Origin of the sequence: Microcoleus sp. FACHB-1515 (assembly GCF_014696105.1) — a bacterium.
Classification (GTDB): domain Bacteria; phylum Cyanobacteriota; class Cyanobacteriia; order Elainellales; family Elainellaceae; genus JAAUTJ01.
The window spans coordinates 20,755-38,728 of the sequence record NZ_JACJPO010000058.1 but is presented as its reverse complement, the minus strand read 5'-3'; the positions used below and the strand labels follow the sequence as shown (position 1 = coordinate 38,728).

General features: G+C 54.6%; 19 protein-coding genes. 11 read left to right on the top strand and 8 right to left on the bottom strand.

What is annotated here, in order from left to right:
• Positions 1-13 precede the first annotated feature (13 nt).
• On the top strand, positions 14-475 hold the full coding sequence (locus H6F67_RS20205; protein WP_190768442.1) for a hypothetical protein: 462 nt from the start codon (positions 14-16) through the stop codon (positions 473-475).
• Here the strand turns inward: H6F67_RS20205 and thrC are convergent.
• Positions 432-1,532 (bottom strand): threonine synthase, encoded by a 1,101-nt coding sequence (gene thrC / locus H6F67_RS20200; protein WP_313926872.1) that lies wholly within the window; start codon positions 1,530-1,532, stop codon positions 432-434. The genes H6F67_RS20205 and thrC overlap by 44 nt on opposite strands.
• Before the next feature lie 262 nt (positions 1,533-1,794).
• On the opposite strand from thrC, the gene H6F67_RS20195 reads away from it, so the two are divergent.
• The 7 genes from H6F67_RS20195 (at position 1,795) to H6F67_RS20165 (ending at position 7,013) form a co-directional block, all read left to right on the top strand.
• Positions 1,795-1,983 (top strand): hypothetical protein, encoded by a 189-nt coding sequence (locus tag H6F67_RS20195; protein WP_190768441.1) that lies wholly within the window; start codon positions 1,795-1,797, stop codon positions 1,981-1,983.
• A gap of 342 nt (positions 1,984-2,325) precedes the next feature.
• Positions 2,326-3,375: a fatty acid desaturase gene (locus H6F67_RS20190; RefSeq protein ID WP_190768440.1), complete on the top strand. Its 1,050-nt coding sequence runs from the start codon at positions 2,326-2,328 to the stop codon at positions 3,373-3,375.
• Positions 3,376-3,464: 89 nt separating this feature from the next.
• Positions 3,465-4,238 (top strand): hypothetical protein, encoded by a 774-nt coding sequence (locus H6F67_RS20185; RefSeq protein ID WP_190768439.1) that lies wholly within the window; start codon positions 3,465-3,467, stop codon positions 4,236-4,238.
• Positions 4,239-4,282: 44 nt separating this feature from the next.
• On the top strand, positions 4,283-4,798 hold the full coding sequence (locus H6F67_RS20180; RefSeq protein WP_190768438.1) for a hypothetical protein: 516 nt from the start codon (positions 4,283-4,285) through the stop codon (positions 4,796-4,798).
• 89 nt (positions 4,799-4,887) lie between these two features.
• Entirely contained in the window at positions 4,888-5,451 is a 564-nt protein-coding gene (gene def, locus H6F67_RS20175) for a peptide deformylase (protein WP_190768437.1), read from the top strand.
• A gap of 13 nt (positions 5,452-5,464) precedes the next feature.
• Positions 5,465-5,662, top strand: a complete 198-nt coding sequence (locus H6F67_RS20170) for a hypothetical protein (RefSeq protein WP_199304538.1) — start codon at positions 5,465-5,467, stop codon at positions 5,660-5,662.
• 64 nt (positions 5,663-5,726) lie between these two features.
• Positions 5,727-7,013 (top strand): PrsW family glutamic-type intramembrane protease, encoded by a 1,287-nt coding sequence (locus tag H6F67_RS20165; RefSeq protein ID WP_190768436.1) that lies wholly within the window; start codon positions 5,727-5,729, stop codon positions 7,011-7,013.
• Here the strand turns inward: H6F67_RS20165 and H6F67_RS20160 are convergent.
• The 4 genes from H6F67_RS20160 to H6F67_RS20145 form a co-directional block, all read right to left on the bottom strand.
• Complete coding sequence (locus tag H6F67_RS20160; RefSeq protein ID WP_190768435.1) at positions 6,997-7,578, bottom strand: hypothetical protein; 582 nt, start codon at positions 7,576-7,578, stop codon at positions 6,997-6,999. The genes H6F67_RS20165 and H6F67_RS20160 overlap by 17 nt on opposite strands.
• 116 nt (positions 7,579-7,694) lie before the next feature.
• Positions 7,695-9,305 carry a CHAT domain-containing protein gene (locus H6F67_RS20155; protein WP_190768434.1) on the bottom strand — a complete coding sequence of 537 codons (1,611 nt, stop codon included), beginning with the start codon at positions 9,303-9,305 and terminating at the stop codon, positions 7,695-7,697.
• Positions 9,306-9,356: 51 nt separating this feature from the next.
• The gene (locus H6F67_RS20150; protein ID WP_190768433.1) at positions 9,357-11,630 is read right to left on the bottom strand and encodes a protein phosphatase 2C domain-containing protein; all 2,274 of its coding nucleotides are present in this window, start codon (positions 11,628-11,630) and stop codon (positions 9,357-9,359) included.
• Positions 11,631-11,725: 95 nt separating this feature from the next.
• A complete protein-coding gene (locus tag H6F67_RS20145) occupies positions 11,726-12,076 on the bottom strand; it encodes an NAD(P)H-quinone oxidoreductase subunit M (protein ID WP_190768432.1) in 351 nt (116 codons plus the stop codon).
• 145 nt (positions 12,077-12,221) lie between these two features.
• Here H6F67_RS20145 and H6F67_RS20140 point away from each other — a divergent pair, with 145 nt between their 5' ends.
• Entirely contained in the window at positions 12,222-12,998 is a 777-nt protein-coding gene (locus H6F67_RS20140; RefSeq protein ID WP_190768431.1) for a DUF4230 domain-containing protein, read from the top strand.
• A gap of 2 nt (positions 12,999-13,000) precedes the next feature.
• Here the strand turns inward: H6F67_RS20140 and H6F67_RS20135 are convergent, their stop codons facing one another.
• Positions 13,001-13,966 (bottom strand): aldo/keto reductase, encoded by a 966-nt coding sequence (locus H6F67_RS20135; RefSeq protein ID WP_190768430.1) that lies wholly within the window; start codon positions 13,964-13,966, stop codon positions 13,001-13,003.
• A 328-nt stretch (positions 13,967-14,294) separates the two neighbouring features.
• On the opposite strand from H6F67_RS20135, the gene H6F67_RS20130 reads away from it, so the two are divergent.
• Positions 14,295-15,779, top strand: coding sequence for an ATP-binding protein (locus H6F67_RS20130; protein ID WP_190768429.1), 1,485 nt, complete (start codon positions 14,295-14,297; stop codon positions 15,777-15,779).
• A gap of 75 nt (positions 15,780-15,854) precedes the next feature.
• A complete protein-coding gene (locus H6F67_RS20125) occupies positions 15,855-16,481 on the top strand; it encodes a glutathione S-transferase family protein (RefSeq protein WP_190768428.1) in 627 nt (208 codons plus the stop codon).
• A 76-nt stretch (positions 16,482-16,557) separates the two neighbouring features.
• Here the strand turns inward: H6F67_RS20125 and H6F67_RS20120 are convergent, their stop codons facing one another.
• Positions 16,558-17,244, bottom strand: a complete 687-nt coding sequence (locus tag H6F67_RS20120; RefSeq protein ID WP_190768427.1) for a PPC domain-containing protein — start codon at positions 17,242-17,244, stop codon at positions 16,558-16,560.
• 284 nt (positions 17,245-17,528) lie between these two features.
• On the bottom strand, positions 17,529-17,915 hold the full coding sequence (locus H6F67_RS20115) for a hypothetical protein (RefSeq protein ID WP_190768426.1): 387 nt from the start codon (positions 17,913-17,915) through the stop codon (positions 17,529-17,531).
• Positions 17,916-17,974: the final 59 nt, after the last annotated feature.

Sequence of the window (17,974 nt, the reverse complement as noted above, 5' to 3'; positions counted from 1 at the left end):
GCATGAAACAGCGATGACTCAGGATGTCCGGCAGTGGCTCGCAGAAATTGAATCGTTACGGCAAAGCATCGATCGCGCCAACCAAGAACGCGAAGAAGCCTATGCGAGTGCTGCCCGATGGCGATCGCTCTACGAAACCGAAGCCAAACAGCGCCGCAGCGATGCCGCTATTGCCCAACAGTCGATCGCCCGCCTGCAAGCAGAACTTGATGTCCTGCGTTCTCCCTCCAGCATCGCTGTTGATGCGGGATCGATCGAATCCATTGCCGAAATGCCGCCGGATGCGCTGAAAGAACGGCTGGCCACCGCTTTGAGCGAGTGCGATCGCCTGATGCAAGCGCTTCGCGCCGAGCAAGCCGAACATGCCAAGACGCGCAAAGACCTGACGAGCGCCTTGGGCGATACGGTGGATTTGCTGGCGAAAGAACGCGCTAAAAACCCATTGCCTGCGCCACCGCCTCCAGCGTCGGAGTGATGCCGCCTTTGAGCTGCACGTTGCAGTGGGCGATCGCCGTGTCGGGATCTTTCAGTCCGTTTCCGGTCAGGACGCAGACGATTTTTGCGCCCGCTGGCACTCGGTCTTTCACCTTCAGCAGTCCAGCAACCGAGGCAGCGCTGGCAGGCTCGCAAAAAATGCCTTCTTCCGAAGCCAGCATTCGATAAGCCGCCAAAATTTCTTCATCCGTCACGGCATGAAATTCGCCTTGACTGGCATCGCGGACGGCGATCGCTTTGCCCCAACTGGCCGGATTGCCAATCCGAATCGCGGTCGCGATCGTTTCGGGATGCTCGATCGGTTCGCCGCCTACCAGTGGAGCCGCGCCCGCCGCCTGAAAGCCCATCATCCGAGGCAGGCGATCGCTCTTGCCGTCTTGATGATACTGACAAAAGCCCATCCAGTAGGCGCTGATATTTCCTGCCGCCCCAACGGGAATGCAGAGCCAGTCGGGAGCCGTGCCCAAAACATCAATAATTTCAAAAGCAGCGGTTTTTTGACCTTCCAGCCGATAGGGATTGAGCGAATTGACGAGCGTAACCGGATATTCATCGGCCACCTTGCGGGCGATCGACAGGGCGCGATCGAAATTTCCCTGAATTGACAGAACTTCCGCTCCATACAGCAACGCCTGAGCCAGCTTGCCTGTTGCCACATAGCCATCGGGGATCAAGACATAGGCTCGCATTCCGCCGCGTCGGGCATAGGCAGCAGCAGCGGCTGAAGTGTTTCCGGTACTGGCGCAGATCACGGCTTCTGCTTTGGCTTCTTTGGCTTTTGAGATCGCCATTGTCATGCCGCGATCTTTGAAGCTGCCTGTCGGATTGAGGCCATCGTACTTCAGCCAAACCTGCACATCGCGATCGATCGCCCGCGCAATGGCCGGAGCGGGAATCAGCGGCGTATTGCCTTCGAGCAGCGTGACGATCGGCGTTTGTTCCGTGACAGGCAAATAAGCTTGATACGCCCGGATCAGTCCCGGCCAAGTTGAAGAGTGAGAAATCGAAGCAGGATTGGAGAACAAACTGAAAGTCACGGCGTCAACAAGCTCAATTGCAAAGGAAGCAGTCTCTTAGTTTAGCGCAGTCACTTCGCGACACAAAAGGGGCATCATCCACAGGGCAGATGTATGATTGCGGGCGATCGGACTCAATCAACAAAGAACATGAATTTGTGCTTCTGTTCCACTTCTAGCGGAAATTGAAAGCGGCACAAAACCCTTGGCACAAATCGATACATCCTCTACCTTCAAATCAGCAGATTACGTTACAATACCGAAATGGTGTGAGTAAGTACAAATGACTAGTCAAACATTAATCCCCCAAGTCTCCCAGTCTGCCCCCCAGCCCGCTAGCAGTTCTCGCCTGCCGCTACACGGCAACTGCGCCACCGAGCTACAGCATCTCCAGGCCGACGCCGAAGCGCTGTTGCAGCAGCTTCAAGCCCTCAAAGAGCAGCGGCTTTCCACGATGAAGTCGGATTTGTAGCTGGCAAATTCGGCAAAGCGAAACAGGTTAGGAACAAGAAGCAATTCTGCTGTTTCTAACCTGTTTTGTTGCGGTCACATCGCGTAGATCCGATGACAGGCAATCGCGACTCAAGCCGTAGTTCAACTGCAATTTGTCTGCCATGCGATCGCCGCATTGCTTTTGGATAGCTGCGCGATTGCCCTCAGCGCATGGTATAAAAATGAAGGCTTGATTCATATTTCGTTACAGATTAAGTCGGGTTGAAACCTGACAAATTTGAGTTTAAGCCTTGATCTTCCCGCCTCATCGACGGGGCGCTTGCCATGTCTGCCAATTGATCTGGAGAAAGTTTTTCCATCCATGACTGTATCCCCGGTAAAACCGATCGCGACTGATCTGCCACAGTTGCCTCCCACTCACTTAAAACAAATTTTACGCACGCTCCCCAAAGAATGCTTCGAGAAGCAGCCGCGCAAAGCGTGGACGGCAGTTGCAATCAGCCTTGCGATGGTGAGCTTGGGCGAACTGGCGATCGCCTTTTCTCCTTGGTTTTTGCTGCCGATCGCCTGGTTGTTTACCGGAACAGCGGCAACCGGACTGTTTGTGCTGGCGCATGACTGCGGACATCGATCGTTCGCCAAACGCCGCTGGGTGAATGATTGGGTCGGCCATCTGCTGATGCTGCCGCTGGTCTACCCGTTTCATAGCTGGCGCATCCTGCACGACTTCCACCACAAGCACACCAACAAGCTCGACATCGATAATGCTTGGCAGCCTTGGCAACCGGACGATTACGACCAGATGAACGTTTTGGGTCGCAAAGGCTATGCGGCTTTGCGCGGTCGCCTGTGGTGGATTGCTTCGATCGTCCACTGGGTCGGCCTGCATTTTGATCTACGCAACTTCGCAGCGAAAGACCGTAAAAAGGTTGCTGTTTCGATCGCCGCTGTGGTCACGTTTGCCGCGATCGCTTTTCCCCTCCTGCTTGCCACAACAGGACTTTGGGGCTTTGTTAAATTCTGGCTGATGCCTTGGCTGGCCTATCATTTCTGGATGAGTACCTTTACGCTTGTGCATCACACCGATCCTGACATTGCCTTTGAGCCGATCGCCTCTTGGAATGCCGCTCAAGCTCAGCTCATGGGAACGGTTCACTGCAACTATCCGCGCTGGGTAGAATGGCTCTGCCACGACATCAGCGTGCATGTGCCGCACCATATTTCAACGGCAATTCCTTCCTACAATTTGTGGATGGCGCATCGCAGTTTGCAGCAATTTTGGGGAGCCTGGATGCAGCCAGAGCGCCAGTTCTCCTGGAAAATGATGCGCGAAATTGTCGATCGCTGCCATCTGTACGATCGCGATGCGGTCTATCGATCGTTCACGCAGCATCACGCCCATCGCGAATAAACTGTCGTAACGTTTCTTTGCAGATCGCTCGGCCTCGGTCGGGCGATTATCGCTATTCTAGGAAAAATGTTTTTTAGGGTAGCGCTGCCATGAAGACAAACAGTTGGATCGGCTCGATCGGGCTGTTGCTGGCGATCGCAAGCTGCGGACAACACCAAGCCTCAAATCAAACTGCACCGACGACAACTGTTGTCGTATCGCCACTGGCTGCTCCCCAAGCGGCTCAGTCTCCGACCGGGTCAGTAGCTTCGCCGCTGGGTGCAGTTCCGCCCGCCCCGTCCGTTTTGCCCGTCCCCAATTTGATTCCACCGACTTCGGCCACTGCTCGCGTTTCCCAAATTGATGCAGGACGCAGCAACCCTTATGCAAACGTGACGACAACGCCCCGCGTCACCGTTTCGCCAGCCGCCCGTCCACGCAGTTCCACTCCGACGGTGGCGGTTCAGGCTGCGGCTTCAGTGCGATCGAGTCCAGCATCGCTCCCAGCGCGTTCAAATCGTCCGACGACTCCAAACGCATCGACCGCTGCCCGTCCCAGTTTACAAAGCAATCCGAGTCCTGTTGCACCCGTTGCCGTTCGTCCTGCCCCTAGTTCTCCTACACCACAAGCAACTCCTATCAGACCCACTGCGGAACTTGCCCGATCGATTGCAGTGAGCGGCGTCGTGCAGACAAGCGGACAAACCAGTGCAATCGTGCAATCTCCGCAAGAAGGCAGTCGCTATGTCAGCGTGGGCGATCGCTTGGCGGGCGGGCGCGTTTTGGTGAAGCGGATCGAGGTGGGCACGGGCGAAGAGGCGATCGTCGTTTTTGAGCAGGATGGCGTGGAGGTGAGTCGATCGGTTGGGGCAGGTGTGCAGTAGCGTTCAGCAAATCGCTACTATGAATTGAGTGTGTGCGAAGAACTATGAGCCGAACTGAATTCCGCGCCAACAAAACTGCGAGCCGCGAACTCAGGCCGCTAAATTTTCAAGGACAGTATTTGTGTCCGGTTTGCCGTCACGGGCAGATCGCCGGATTGACGCTGATGGATGCGTTTGCCTGCGATTTTTGTCGGCATATTTTTACGGCAAATTTGAACGATCAATCGCTACAGGTGGTGGATAGTTCGCAGCCGATGTCCTGGCGCTGGAATGGCCGGACTTGGCAAGTTGCCCACCGCGACGAGTTTAATCTCACGGCAGTAATTTGGATTGTCAGTACGGTCTTAGTCGTGCTGCCTCCGGCTCTGGTGTGGCTGTCGGCCTATACGTTTCCACCTCTGCCAGATAGCGCTTGGGCGTGGTTTCCGCTTGCTTGGGCGATCGGCACCTTCACCATTCACTTTTTGATGGTGTTTTGGCTGATGGCCGAACACTATCAGCTACCGCTGTATGTCGCCAGCAAAATTCGGCTGCAACAGCTATTTCGCCAGCGCCAGTAGCAGCGTAATTTGGCGAACTTCACCCACTTCCCTAGCGGCATCAGATTGATTAAGATGAAAAGAGAACAGTTGCGTTTGTTTGCGAGTCCATGACCTCTCCAATTCTGGTTGAAAAGAAAAAGCTGGCAAAGGCTCCGTTAAAGCTGCACTATCTGGGCGATCGAGTCCTGCGTCAGCCCGCCAAGCGCATCAGCAAAATCGACAGCGAAGTGCGGCAGTTGGCGAAGGAAATGCTGCAAACGATGTACAGCGAAGACGGCATCGGCCTCGCCGCTCCACAAATTGGCATCAGCAAGCAAATTCTCGTGGTCGATATCAACCTCGAAGAAGCCGCGACGCCGCCGATCGTGATGATCAACCCGGAAATTAAGCAGGAAAGCCGTGACACCTGCGTCATCCAAGAAGGCTGCCTCAGCATTCCCAAGGTGTTCCTCGATGTGACGCGCCCGGAAGTCGTGGAAGTGTCCTACAAAGACGAAAACGGACGGCTTCAGCGCTTCACGGCCAAAGGTCTGCTGGCGCGAGTGATTCAGCACGAGATTGACCACCTGAACGGCATTATGTTTGTCGATCGCGTCGAAAATACTTTGGCGCTCAATCAAGAACTCGCCAAGTATGGCTTTTCTGCTCAAGCCGTCAAACCGATCGCATAAGGAAAATCTCACCATGATGACTCCCAAAAGCGGCGCGTTTCTCGCTGGCTCTTGCATCGCGGGAATTGCCGCAGTCGGTTCGGTCTTTGAGCTTTCTTCGGGTGCGCCGCAGTGGGGCACGGTTGCAACCGCTGTCACCCTCGCCTTGAGCATTCCGCTGACGGTTGTGTGCTTCTTTGCCGCCGTGCGCGATGCGCGAGCCAATCTGTAGCGGATGATGAATTGATGAGCGTATTGTGAAAGAGCGGCCAAAACGCTGCTCTTTTTTGTTGCGTATGAATTCTGTTTCTTCAGCCCGACTGCGACGACTGCCCGCTGCGATCGCCACAGGCGCACCCATCATTGCTCTCGATGCGGCAGACGTGCTAATCGGGCGCGACCCGCAGTGTCAAATTGTGTTTGACTCGCAGCTTTTTGGCGGCATTTCACGTCAGCACGCGAAAGTTTGCGCGATCGAATTCGGCTGGCAAATTTGCGATTTGAACAGCGCCAACGGTACGTTTGTCAACGGTCAGCGCGTTTCCGGCTGTCGGCTGCTGCAAAATGGCGATCGCATTGCTTTAGGTTTGGGCGAACCGCAGTTTATCTTTGAGCAGCCGCAGTCTGCGTCGATCGCGTCTGCGGCCAGTTCGATCGCGTCGCCCGATCAGGTAACGCTCAGTCAGCTTTTGCCGATCGTTTCGACTGGGCGCGATTTAACGCGCAAAGCCTTTTTGATTCCGGCGATGTTGAACGTGGCGTTTGTCGTGCTGCTGTTTGTGGCGATCGGTCGGCCAACCGCGTTTAATTTGCTGCTGGCGGCGTATCTAGCGGGCGCGGCGTTTTATTTTGTCTACCAGCTTTGCGGCAAGCACAAACCCTGGTGGCTGCTGCTGGGCGTGGCAGCCAGCATGATGCTGATTTTGCTTAGCCCAATTCTGACCGTGTTTGGCTTTGTGTTTCGCCAATTGCTGCCTGGTGCAATTCCCGCTCCGGACGAATTCATTCCGTTTCCGGTTCTGCTGGTGCGGATGTTTTTTGGCGCAGGCTTAATGGAAGAACTGCTCAAAGCGATTCCGGTTCTCGTCCTGTGCGGCGTGACGCCAATTTTGCCGCGTCGCTGGAAGTCGATCGAGGTGAGCGAACCGCTAGACGGTATTTTGCTGGGAGCGGCGGCTGCGGTCGGCTTTGCGCTGATCGAAACTTTGCGGCAGTACGTTCCGGCGATCGCACAAGAATCGTCACTGCCGATTCAGTCGGGTGAACTGCTGGGTTTGCAACTGCTGATTCCGCGCATCCTGGGATTGGTGGCTGGACACATGGCCTACAGCGGCTACTTTGGCTATTTCATCGGCTTGAGCGTGCTGAAGCCGAATCATCGGTGGCGAATTTTGGGAGTCGGCTATCTAAGTGCGGCAAGTTTGCACGCGCTTTGGAATGCGACAGGTGTGTTTAATATTGTCGTTCTGGCGATCGTTGGCGTCTTGTCTTACGCATTTTTGGCGGCGGCGATTCTCAAAGCCAGAGCGCTCTCGCCCAATCGACCTTCTAACTTTGCGACCCGCTTTACTCGCTTGCCTTAGGTTCGTCGGTCAGGGCAGCATGAGCGATCGCCAAACTCAAAAAGGCTTGCTCTCCAGCAGAAAGTTCGCTCCAGTCTGCTTCACGCACCTGCTGTAATGCCGTGTCTACAAAGTTGTTCGTGGTGCCGCGCGATCGCACAACCGCAAATTTCCGACTGGTCAGCAGCAGATCTTCGGGATTACAGTCCGCGACAAACTCCTGCACACACTGCACCATCCGCTCGGTGAGCGACAAATTTGACGTAATCAACTGCTGCGATCGCTGCACGATGCCCGCGATAATTTGCTGCGGGACGCGGCCTGCAACGCGCGAGAACAAGGTGGCGACCTGGGGAGTCGCGGCGGTTTGATCGATCTGCGCCCAAAGCGAATCAAGCTGACTGGCGATCGCGTGTCCTCGTGCGGCGAGTTCTCCAGTTTCCCACTCGTCGGCAGTTGCAGCTTCAATCCCCGCAAAAAACGCTTCCGACTCAGCCGGATTCCAAGGATACTGCACCTGCTCTTGCAAAATCAGTTGCAGCAGATCTTGTTCAATTTCTGCACGAGAAAACATCGAATCTGCCATGACCTGCTCCTAATGCCTAATCATCTAGGGGTTAACGATACATACCTACATTTCCAATCCGGCCAGTTCCGCAACTGGTTAAAATCTCCGCCAAATGACGGAGATCAAAGTTAAGCTTAGTTCGCCGCTGGCTCGTGGATGACAAATTCGTGCGGCGAATTGTCTTCGCTGCCAAATTTTAGCTGCATTTTCGATCGCAGTGGAATTTCGCGCTGATGCACGAGATGCCAGCCGTTTGATTCGGCGACGTATGTGCCATAGCGAGACGAATCGCGCAAGAAGTAAGCGGGCTGGGTGCCATTGCCCATCGCCGTGCGAACGATCGTGGCGTGGTCGCGCGACACTCCTTCTTCGCTGAGCACAAAGTCGTTGTTGTCGCTGCGGCCAATCCGAATGAGGCCGCCCTGCATCGAGCAAACTTTCGCGGGCGGAACCAGCGATCGCAAAATTGCCGTTGGGGTCGGCGGCTTGCGGCCTTCTTTTTCGCGAAAGACGGTGCGGCTGCGATCGACCGCAATCAGTTCGCCATCAAACTGCGGATGCATGTAGAGAACCGGAAGCGTCCAGGCAGGCCAGTTGAATTTGTATTCGGTGAGCAAATGCTGACGAGCGATCGCCACCGCCCGATCGATCGATTTGCGCTGCGCCAGTTCGCGGGCAAAGACTTGAATGAAGCTGAGGGCTTCGCGGTCTTCGATCGAATCGCGCATCGCCAGCACAGCCGGAACGCCGTGATGCAGCAGCACTTCGGCCAGACTCGATCGCGGCATCGCTTTTTTTTGCGTTTCGTCGGGCTGTGCGCCCCAGCAGGAATTGAACACGGCCAGCTTGACACGGCAGCGGCTCAACACCTGCGCCAGTTCCGTACCGTTCATCGTGGCATCGTCGGCCAAAAACAGCAGGCCACCATCTGCACCAACTTCGCCATGTCCCGAATAGAAAAAGACGTTGTACTGCTCGGTTTCGAGGTGCTGTGCCAGTTCAGCGGCGCTCGGCTGCAACAGCGTTTTCACCTGGCAGCGGCAGGGCGGCGCAGCAGTCGCCGCATCGGTCGATTGCTCCAGGGTCGATCGCTGCAAAATTCGCGACAGGGCACTGGCTTCTTCATCAAGCTGGAGCCGAGCGTTGCTTTGTCCATCTTGCTCCAAGCCCAGGACGAGCAAAATGTTGAGGCTTTGTTCCGATCGCAAGTCGGGCAGCGGCTCGACTGCGCTACTGGTGCGGCTAAAGAGCAACTGCTGGCTGAGCGAAACTGCCTGCATTCCTTCTTGCGGCTGCATAATTTCCCAGGGCAGCGCGATCAAATCCGGGTCGCGAATGTCGAGCCTGAGGCGCAGCGGCAGTCCTTGACCGATCGCCATGCCGCGACTTTGATCGAAGCTGCTTTGAATTGGACCGTCAAACAGCCATTTCCACAGCGAGACGCCCAACTGCTGCATGACGCGGCTGCCCTGACTGGCGGGCGGAATATTCGGTTGGGCGTCTGTTGCGATCGGCGGCGGCGCAACCACGTACTCAACCGGAACTCTCGGAATTTCCGGCAGACCGCGCATCGAATAGAGGCTGTGCCAGGTTTGCCAAATCTGCGTCAGCGAGTCCGGCCAAATTCGATCGAAATGGCCGTAGCCGCTGGGATAAGGCGGCTGCAATACCCAAATGGCGTAGTGGTCGGGTCGGGCTGCGGTGAGGCGATCGATAGCCACGCTCAGGCAAGGACTCTCTGGCATATAAAACCGCTGATGTTAAAACCTGGCAAGACTTAAATTTCTTCTCCTTCTTCAGTCTATCTGGTTCCCTGCTGGAGTTGAAGCGGGGGAAGCAGGCGGAGAAGCGGCGGGTGTGCAAGCGCCTTGCTCGATCGTGGCAGGCGACTGAGCGACAAGCGGGGCAGCAGTCGCTTCAGCCAGCCAGCCTGTGTCGCCAGGCTTGACGTTGAGTTTGTCGATCGCCGTTGCGGGCGTTCCCGCCGCAGGCGCATCGGGCAGCGTACAAACGCGCACCTGCACCCAGCGCTCCTGATTGCTGCTTTGGCGCTTCAACACCTGCAAAACTGTTCCCACTGGTAGCTGCCGCACGGCATCGGCTGAACCTGCGGTACTCGGCTCAGCGAGGAGCGGGAGCGAATTGGTGGCAGGGGCGATCGCCAAAAACGAATTGACTTGCAGCGGCGGAACAGGCGAAGCAGTTGCAGTCGGTGAAGTTGTTGGAGATGGATCTGGCGGATCAGACGGATTCGAGGCAATCCGGCGGCCAAACAAACTGGGAAACAGCAAGGCCGCCAAGCCGCCTCCAATGCCCAGCAAAATCACAATGCTCAGCAGCAGCGGTAGCAGGCGTGGTTTGGTGGACGCAGGTTTAACAATTTGCGTTTTCAGGGTTGAATTGGGTGCGGCGGCAGGTGGTGGAGCGGCAGTAGCGGGAGCGATCGCCTTGGGCGCAACCGGAACGGTAGCAGTTGGTGAGGTCGTCACCGATTGCAGCGCAGGCAGATTCAGCGGCGGGACGACACCGCGATCGCTCACCTGACAGTGCAGCAGAGCAACCGTGACGTTATCGTGGCCGTTGCGCGTGTTGGCTAGTTCGACGAGTCGATCGCAGACGCGGCTGAGATTGCCGCCGTTGAGCAGCGGCAAAATTTCGCTGTCCCAAATTTCGTGGACGCGATCGTTATCGCTCAGTCCATCCGAACACAACAGAAATACGCAGTCTTCATCCAGCACAAACCGCTGCACGGTCGGATGCAGACTGTGTGATGCGCCCATGCCCAGGGCTTGAATCAGCGAACCGGAACCGGGATTTTGCAGCGCTTCGCGGTAAGCACTGTAGCCCAATCGCACTTCCCGCGAGGCGATGTCATCATCCAGCGTGACTTGCCGACAGCCCCAGCGCGTAATTCGATAGGCGCGGCTGTCACCGACATGCGTGGTGTATAGCTCGTGGCCGCGCACCAAGCTCATGACAAGGGTTGTACCCATGCGCTGGCGATCGAGCCGCTGTTCGCTATCGTTGCGCTGACTGATGCGATCGTTGGCTGCCCAAACTGCGGCTTCCAGCGCGGCGGTTAATTCAGCCGGATTCAATTGTTCGGCGTGAATGCCCTGTAGCTGTTCACCCAACGTATCGATCGCCAGATTTGACGCGACATCGCCGCCTTGATGTCCGCCGATGCCGTCACAGACGATCGCCAAAGCCGGATCAGCAGCGGTTTGATTGGCGCTAATCGTCAAGGTTTTCACCGTGCCGCTGGGCGGAAAGCAAGCGTCTTCGTTGCGCTGGCGCGTCGGGCCTTGGTCGGTGCGGGTGGCGATGTGAATTTGTAACTGCTGCCCCTGGGCGATTGTCTCCATCGCTCGATCGAGCAGATCGACCAACTGTTCGGACTGCCGAATTTCTCCGGTAATCAACTGATGGCAGAGGCGATCGAAAAACTCGGCGATCGCTGGGTCGGCAGTTTGCGTCCACAGTGCCCACTGTTCGCCAAGCTGCATCAATGTTGGCGAGGTGTCTTGCGGTGGCACAAGCTCTAGCAGGCGAACGATGCCGCCTTCTGCTCTAAGCAGTTGATTTTGCAGCAAACTGGCGGCGGTGTGTTCGATCGACAACGGCTGCCACAAGGAAGCAATTTGCCACAGCCAGCTTAGCTGCCGCAGGGCGGAGGCTTGCGACCAAACTTCTTTCAAAGCTGGAAGCACCTGCACTTCGCCGTTCGCCATCACCGCGACCGCTGCTTCGTCGAGCATGACGGTTTTGGCGTCCAGCACTTCATACACCTGGGGGACATGAAGCTGGTAGGGCGACAGCCTAAGATAGCTGGTGAAGGAAGGCGGCACTTCGATCGCAGGCTCGCCAATTAGCCCAGGTTTGGTGTCAAGAAAAACGCCTGGAACCTTGCACAAGAAACGGCTTTGCACCAGTTCCCCTGGTTTGGTGGCCGCCACCTGTTCACCGATCGCCCACAGGTAGTGCTTTGGCAGCGTCGTTCGGCACTTTTGGCAAAACTTGTGCGTTTCCGGGTTGGGAGTCTGGCAGCTATAGTTGGGGCAGTAGAGCATTACCTTGGCATTTCACATCCAGGTTGGGTCTTATCAGGATAGCTCAACCCTGCTTGCGCCATCATCCCACTCGATCGCAATACCGCTCGAACCGTTTAAAGGGCGGGGCCGTCTGCCGAAACGCGAGGCAAGCCAAGGCTGTAGTTTCGCACTCGGCTTTTGAGATTGTAGGAAATCTGGCCGGACTGCAACAGCGATCGCACCAAATGCTCTAGATCCGAGCCAATCCGCCGCAAATTATAGTCGGTTAGATCTGCACCTTCATAGCCCGCGACGAGTTCTTCAAACTTGCGATAAACCGTTTGCAGTGCGTCGTCGTTCCAAATGAGTTCGTTGTCGGGATCAACGTCGATCGTTAGGCGATCGGACGACTCCACAAACGCTTCATTTCCATCAACTTCAGCCGCAAAAATGCGAATATGGCGAGTCGTAGACTTAATCAGCATAAAATGTCGAAGGATTCGGGATTTACCGTTATTCTTACAGAAGATCGGCAGCAACCGTTAGCAACTTGCTAGCAAAATTGCGATCGATCTTTTATCTCCGCCATGCTAGATTGATTAGTACATTTGTTCCAACTGGTTGCAAGCCATGACAGGATCACGCCAGCCACTCGATCGATCCCAACCGCGCCCGCTGGTCGGGCTGATCAGTCAGTTGTCTTTGCTGATGACAGGTGGCCTGCTGGTCGGCGGCACGTTCGTAGGCTTTGGCCTGTGGCGAGCGGGCGATCGCTTCATTCAAGATTTACGATCGCTCCTGAATCCGCCACAGCCCGCTCCGCAGGTGGATATCCGATCGATTGTGGTCGATCGCGTTCAGCAGGTGAGCGAACTGACCACAGCGGTTTTTGCGATGGAAGCGGTTGTGCCGACCAGTCGCGATCGCACCTTTGGCGGCTACGTTGTTGGAACAACCAAGCTGATCTACATTGCCTATGGCGAAGTGCGAGCCGGAATTGACCTGAGCCAACTGCGACCAGACGATGTGCAGGTGACAGGCGATGTTGTGACACTGCGCCTGCCTGCTCCGCAAATTCTCGACAGCAAAATTGACGTGACTCGATCGCGCGTTTTCGATTACGATCGCGGTTTCCTCGGCTTGGGGCCAGACATCGCTCCGCAACTTCAGTCGATCGCGCAGCAAGAAACGCTGCAAAAAATTACGCAAACCGCTTGCGACCAAGGCATTCTCAACACGGCCAATCAGAAAGCGGATCTTGCCATCACCCAGCTTTTAGAGACAGCGGAAAGCTCGCAGCAGTTCATTGTGGAAACGCAACCGCCCGCCGCCTGCGCTGTCACCGCGCCTGCCGCCTCTACGCCCGCAGAAGCGCCGATCGCCACGCCGCTGCCGTCCACCCCGTAAGCTCAAGCTGCAAAGTCCCACATCACCGGATTGTCGTCCAGGTGATCGGTGACGCTGCGTCCGATCGCATCGATCGCCGCCAAATCTTCGGGTGAAAGCTGGATGTTGGCCGCTTGCGCGTTTTGTTGAGCTTGGTCAGAATTGCGAGCACCGACGATCGCGCTGGTTTGCGGCTGCGCGATCAGCCACGCGATCGCGAGCTGTCCGAGCGTGCAGCGGTAGCGATCGGCGACTGGTCTAAGTTGATCCAAAGCGGCTTGAGCGCGATCGTAATTTTCGCCTTTGAACAGTTTGTTTTTGAGGCGAATGTCGCCTTCTTGAAATTGGTGATCGGCTTTGAATTTTCCGGTCAGCAATCCTTGGGCGAGGGGCGAATAGGCGACGATCGAAATATTTTGCTCAACGCAGTAGGGCATCAAGTCTTGTTCAACACCGCGCCAAAACAGATTGTAGGGCGGCTGCAAGCTGTCAACTCGACCGTACTGCATCGCTTCGGCAAGCTGGTTGCGAGAAAAATTGGAAACGCCGATCGCCCGAATTTTACCTTGCTGCTTGAGCATATTTAATGCTTCCATTGTTTCAGCAATCGGCACAATTTCAGTATTGAAACTACCTGTCGGCCAATGAATTTGATACAGGTCAATGTAGTCAGTTTGCAGATTCTTTAGCGAGCGATCGCACGCTTCAATCACCTGATCTTTCTTGAGATGATTGGCAAACACTTTGGTAGCGAGAATGACGCGATTGCGATCGTTCACCAATGCTTTACCCACAAGCTGTTCAGAGTAGCCATTGCCATATACTTCAGCCGTATCAAATGTGGTAATGCCGCTGGCAAGTGCGGCCTGCATTGCCTCAATCACCGCATCGTCTTCAATGCCGACCCAGCCGCTTTTTCCAGCTTGCCAAGTGCCAAAAATAATCGGTGTGATTTCAATTTGTGAACTGCCCAGTTTGCGCGTTTGCATCTACTTTTCTTAAATTCTTCACCTTCAACTATAGAAGCAGAAAAATGATTCGCGCTATGTAAAGCGATGATGTATTCTAAATTACAAAAGTTGTCAGATCATGCGATCGAGCGTCACATAAATCACACCATTACTTTATATTTCTCGGACTTCTCTACACAAAGGGATATGTTAGTTTAGGCTTGGTGCGCTAATTTCCTGTTTCGCGATTGCCCAATAACGTTCATTTCTGCTGCTTTCGTCCTGCTTGACCGCAAGCTTTGCTTGTCGGAGCAATCTACCAAATGACTTGCTGCAATCGCCTAGTTTTAGGTTAGTTTACTCAGACATGAAAGCGTTTTTGCCCAGCAACGAAGAACAGCGCCTTAAAAAACTGCGAAGCTATGAAATCTTAGATTCAATCGAAGAATCGGCTTACGACGATGTTGCCCTGGTTGCTGCCCATATCTGCGAAACGCCGATCGCCCTGATCAGCTTGGTCGATCGCGATCGCCAGTGGTTCAAATCGCGAGTCGGGATCGGCGTTGATCAGACGCATCGTGATTTGTCGTTTTGCAGCCATGCCATTCTGATGCCCGATCGCGTGCTGGTCGTTTCAGATGCCCAAAAAGACGATCGCTTTACTGATAATTCGCTGGTAACGGATGCGCCAAAGATTCGCTTTTATGCAGGTGCGCCCCTCGTTACGCCTGATGGGTTCACGCTGGGAACGCTCTGTGTGATTGACTTTCAGCCGCGCCAGTTGACTGATCGGCAAACAAGCGCTCTGCAAGCGCTGAGCCGCCAGATCGTCGCGCAGCTTGAGCTACGGCGAAACCTGAAAGAACTCGCGCAGGAAACCGTCGATCGCCAACAGGCCGAAGCACAAGTTCGTCGGCTGAATGCAGAGCTAGAGGCACGTGTGCAGCAGCGCACCGCCCAACTGCAACTGCAAACCCAAGAACTGCAACACACGCTCCATCAGCTTCAGCAAACACAAACGCAACTAATTCACGCCGAAAAGATTGCTTCACTCGGCCAGCTTGTAGCCGGAGTCGCACACGAGATCAACAATCCGCTCAGCTTCATTTCCGGCAATTTGCCCCACGTGCGCGACTACATGCAGAACTTGCTGCATCTGGTGAAAGTCTACCAAAATCATTTTCCCGTTCCGCCTGCGGCGATCGCGACCGTCACCGAGCAAATCGAACTGGACTATTTGAGCGAAGATTTGCCGAAGCTGCTGAACTCGTTGCAGGTCGGAGCCGATCGCATCCGCGAAATTGTCGATTCGCTGCGGCAGTTTTCTCGCAGCGACGAGCGACACAAATTGGCCGATCTGCACGTTGGCCTCGACAATACGTTGATGCTGCTGCGCCATCGCCTCAAAGCCACATCGACCCGACCAGAGATTCGCGTCGATCGCAACGATGGCGATTTGCCGCCGATCGCCTGCTGCATCGGTCAGCTTAATCAGGTGTTCATGAATTTAATCAGCAACGCGATCGACGCGATCGATGCGAGGCACAGCCAGCAGCCTCAATTGTCGATTCGCACGTTTGTCGAGAGCGATCGCGTCTGCATTGCAATTGCCGACAACGGCACTGGAATGGATGCCAGCCTCCAAAAGCACATTTTCGATCCGTTTTTCACCACCAAACCGCTTGGCAAAGGAACTGGACTGGGACTGTCAATTAGCTATCAAATTGTGATGAATCACGACGGTCAATTAATTTGCCGATCCAGCTTGGGAAGCGGAACGGAATTTACGATCGAACTGCCGATGGCGCGAGCGCGTGACAGTGCGATCGAACTGGCAGCAAGCTGCGGATAAATACTTGGGTAGAAGCGATCGCTTGCAAAAATTGCTATTGTAAGCGCTGTTAGCTTTTGGGTTGAATCACAAGCAATGACACTGACTGTTTACGGCACTCCAATTAGTGTCTATGTCCGCATTGTTCGCTTGCTGCTTGAAGAAGCAGGCGCAGACTATCAGCTTCAATCAGTTGATATTTTTGGGGAAAATCGATCGCCCGACTATCTCCGCAAAAATCCGTTTGGCAAAGTGCCAACGATCGAAATTGACGGAGAATTTCTGTATGAAACGGCGGCGATCGTTGGCTATCTTGACGCTGTTTTTGCCAGCAGCAAGTTCAGCCCTGCCGAACCGCTGCAACTCGCTCGAATGCGGCAGATGATGGGCATTGTAGACAGCCACCTTTATGCGCCTGCGATTCAGTCGATCGTGATTCAGCGGTTAATTGTGCCGTCTCAAGGTGGTCAAACCGATGAAAACAAAGTCAAAGATGCGATCGCCCCTGCCAAAACCGCCGCCGAAGCGATCGAATCGCTGGGCAAATTCAATCCTTATTTGCTCGGCAGCAACCTGACGATCGCGGACTTCTACGTGATTCCCGTTTTCATCTATCTGGCAAAAACGCCAGAATTTGCCGAAATCACGTCGGAAACGCCCAAGCTGCGATCGTGGTGGGATTCGGTGAGTCAGCATCCCACCGTGCAGAAAGTCTGCGGATAGCGGCATCGATCGCAAAAAGCGCCAGAGTGATATCCTCTGGCGCTGACGAGCGATTTAACTATCTTGCAGATTGCGGCTAGGGCGTGGGTTCCTCGATCGGAGCGGGCGGATTGAGCATGTATTCAATCTGGTCGCGCAGCATTTGAGCCATTTCGCGATTGCCCGATTCTTCATACAGTGCGGCAGCGCGGCGATAGTCTGCGATCGCCTCTTCCCCAAATTGGCCTTCTGCTAGCGCAATCCGTACATCTGCCCGACCCAGATAAGCATCTGGCTGATTTGGATCAAGGCGAATCGCGCTGTCGTAATTGGTGAGCGCGGTTTGCATGTCGCCTTCAAGCAGCGATTTGTAGGCGCGATCGAACGCCTCATCGTACTCGGTGGCAGGCCGAACCGTCACTGAGTAGTTGCCGCCGCCGCCAGAGAAAGCGCGAGCCATTACTTTGTAGGTTCCGGTGCGAGGCAGCGTCAGCACAATTTGAGAATTGAGGCTGCGGCCATAATCGTCGTTGACGGCAATTTCTTGATTGCTCGGATCGAGCAGACGCACCACCGTATCAAAATCCGGACTGGTCAGCGAAATCACAACCGTTTGCCCAGCCTGACCAGAGAAGGTGTATTCATCTTCGGCAGGCTGCAAGTTGCCCTGCTGCTCCAGCAAAACCTGAGCCGAAACAGGCGCGATCGCTCCAATCGTCAAGCTGCCGAATGTCAAGGTTGCCATCAGCGCCAAACCCAAATTTCTCACACCACAATTTCGCATCTTCCCAGTTCCTTCATCGAGTTGCATACCAAACCAGCTTCAGTGACGATCGCATTCATTCCGTAATCTCTCGCATGTGCCAGTCAAAAAACTGGCTGCAAAGCGATCGATGCCTTTCTTAAATTTAGAGCGATCGATCAGACCATACGGCGAACCGCGATCGATTCCCGGACAAATCTGATAAAGAGGCGATCGATTTTTTTGAATACTTCAAGAAAATGAGCTGAAGTATTTCTTTTCAAACTTTCATGGAAAGATTTGAACAGACGAGCTGAACCGTGCATCTAGTCACTGCTAGAAGATTCAGAATTCGCTTCGTTTTCGAGCACATTCATGCTGTAAAGATTGCCTTCCCAATCGACTTCAAGTGCAAAAACAGCATCATCACCATGCTCAGTTGCTAACAAATTCATGCGCTCAAGCTGCTGCTCTAGCCATTTGCCCAAATAGCCGCGAAATGATTCAAAAGCCCGCACTGCTTGTTCGCAGGCTTCTAGATCACCTGTTTCCAGCACGGCTGCAAGTGCTTCCTGCACGTCTTCCAGCGAATATTGCGTGTAGGGCTGCAAATTGAGCGCTTCAATCCAGCGACGATGTAGCGGGTCTCTGTCGTCAAAAGCGAAAGCTAATATCGTTTCATTGTTGTACGGAGGCAAATTGTTGATATCCATTGCAGGGGGAGCTAATCAGGCAAGTTGAATGAAATGGTTATTTTGAACGCAATCAGTCA

What these genes read in the sequence shown, in the direction of transcription:
- H6F67_RS20125 (WP_190768428.1), top strand. Translation starts at nt 15,855, where the DNA reads ATGACACTGACTGTTTACGGCACTCCAATTAGTGTCTATGTCCGCATT.
- H6F67_RS20145 (WP_190768432.1), bottom strand. Translation starts at nt 12,076, where the DNA reads ATGCTGATTAAGTCTACGACTCGCCATATTCGCATTTTTGCGGCTGAA.
- H6F67_RS20130 (WP_190768429.1), top strand. Translation starts at nt 14,295, where the DNA reads ATGAAAGCGTTTTTGCCCAGCAACGAAGAACAGCGCCTTAAAAAACTG.
- def (WP_190768437.1), top strand. Translation starts at nt 4,888, where the DNA reads ATGACCTCTCCAATTCTGGTTGAAAAGAAAAAGCTGGCAAAGGCTCCG.
- H6F67_RS20155 (WP_190768434.1), bottom strand. Translation starts at nt 9,305, where the DNA reads ATGCCAGAGAGTCCTTGCCTGAGCGTGGCTATCGATCGCCTCACCGCA.
- H6F67_RS20180 (WP_190768438.1), top strand. Translation starts at nt 4,283, where the DNA reads ATGAGCCGAACTGAATTCCGCGCCAACAAAACTGCGAGCCGCGAACTC.
- H6F67_RS20170 (WP_199304538.1), top strand. Translation starts at nt 5,465, where the DNA reads ATGATGACTCCCAAAAGCGGCGCGTTTCTCGCTGGCTCTTGCATCGCG.
- H6F67_RS20120 (WP_190768427.1), bottom strand. Translation starts at nt 17,244, where the DNA reads ATGCGAAATTGTGGTGTGAGAAATTTGGGTTTGGCGCTGATGGCAACC.
- H6F67_RS20195 (WP_190768441.1), top strand. Translation starts at nt 1,795, where the DNA reads ATGACTAGTCAAACATTAATCCCCCAAGTCTCCCAGTCTGCCCCCCAG.
- H6F67_RS20185 (WP_190768439.1), top strand. Translation starts at nt 3,465, where the DNA reads ATGAAGACAAACAGTTGGATCGGCTCGATCGGGCTGTTGCTGGCGATC.
- H6F67_RS20165 (WP_190768436.1), top strand. Translation starts at nt 5,727, where the DNA reads ATGAATTCTGTTTCTTCAGCCCGACTGCGACGACTGCCCGCTGCGATC.
- H6F67_RS20150 (WP_190768433.1), bottom strand. Translation starts at nt 11,630, where the DNA reads ATGCTCTACTGCCCCAACTATAGCTGCCAGACTCCCAACCCGGAAACG.
- H6F67_RS20135 (WP_190768430.1), bottom strand. Translation starts at nt 13,966, where the DNA reads ATGCAAACGCGCAAACTGGGCAGTTCACAAATTGAAATCACACCGATT.
- H6F67_RS20190 (WP_190768440.1), top strand. Translation starts at nt 2,326, where the DNA reads ATGACTGTATCCCCGGTAAAACCGATCGCGACTGATCTGCCACAGTTG.
- H6F67_RS20140 (WP_190768431.1), top strand. Translation starts at nt 12,222, where the DNA reads ATGACAGGATCACGCCAGCCACTCGATCGATCCCAACCGCGCCCGCTG.
- H6F67_RS20205 (WP_190768442.1), top strand. Translation starts at nt 14, where the DNA reads ATGACTCAGGATGTCCGGCAGTGGCTCGCAGAAATTGAATCGTTACGG.
- H6F67_RS20115 (WP_190768426.1), bottom strand. Translation starts at nt 17,915, where the DNA reads ATGGATATCAACAATTTGCCTCCGTACAACAATGAAACGATATTAGCT.
- H6F67_RS20160 (WP_190768435.1), bottom strand. Translation starts at nt 7,578, where the DNA reads ATGGCAGATTCGATGTTTTCTCGTGCAGAAATTGAACAAGATCTGCTG.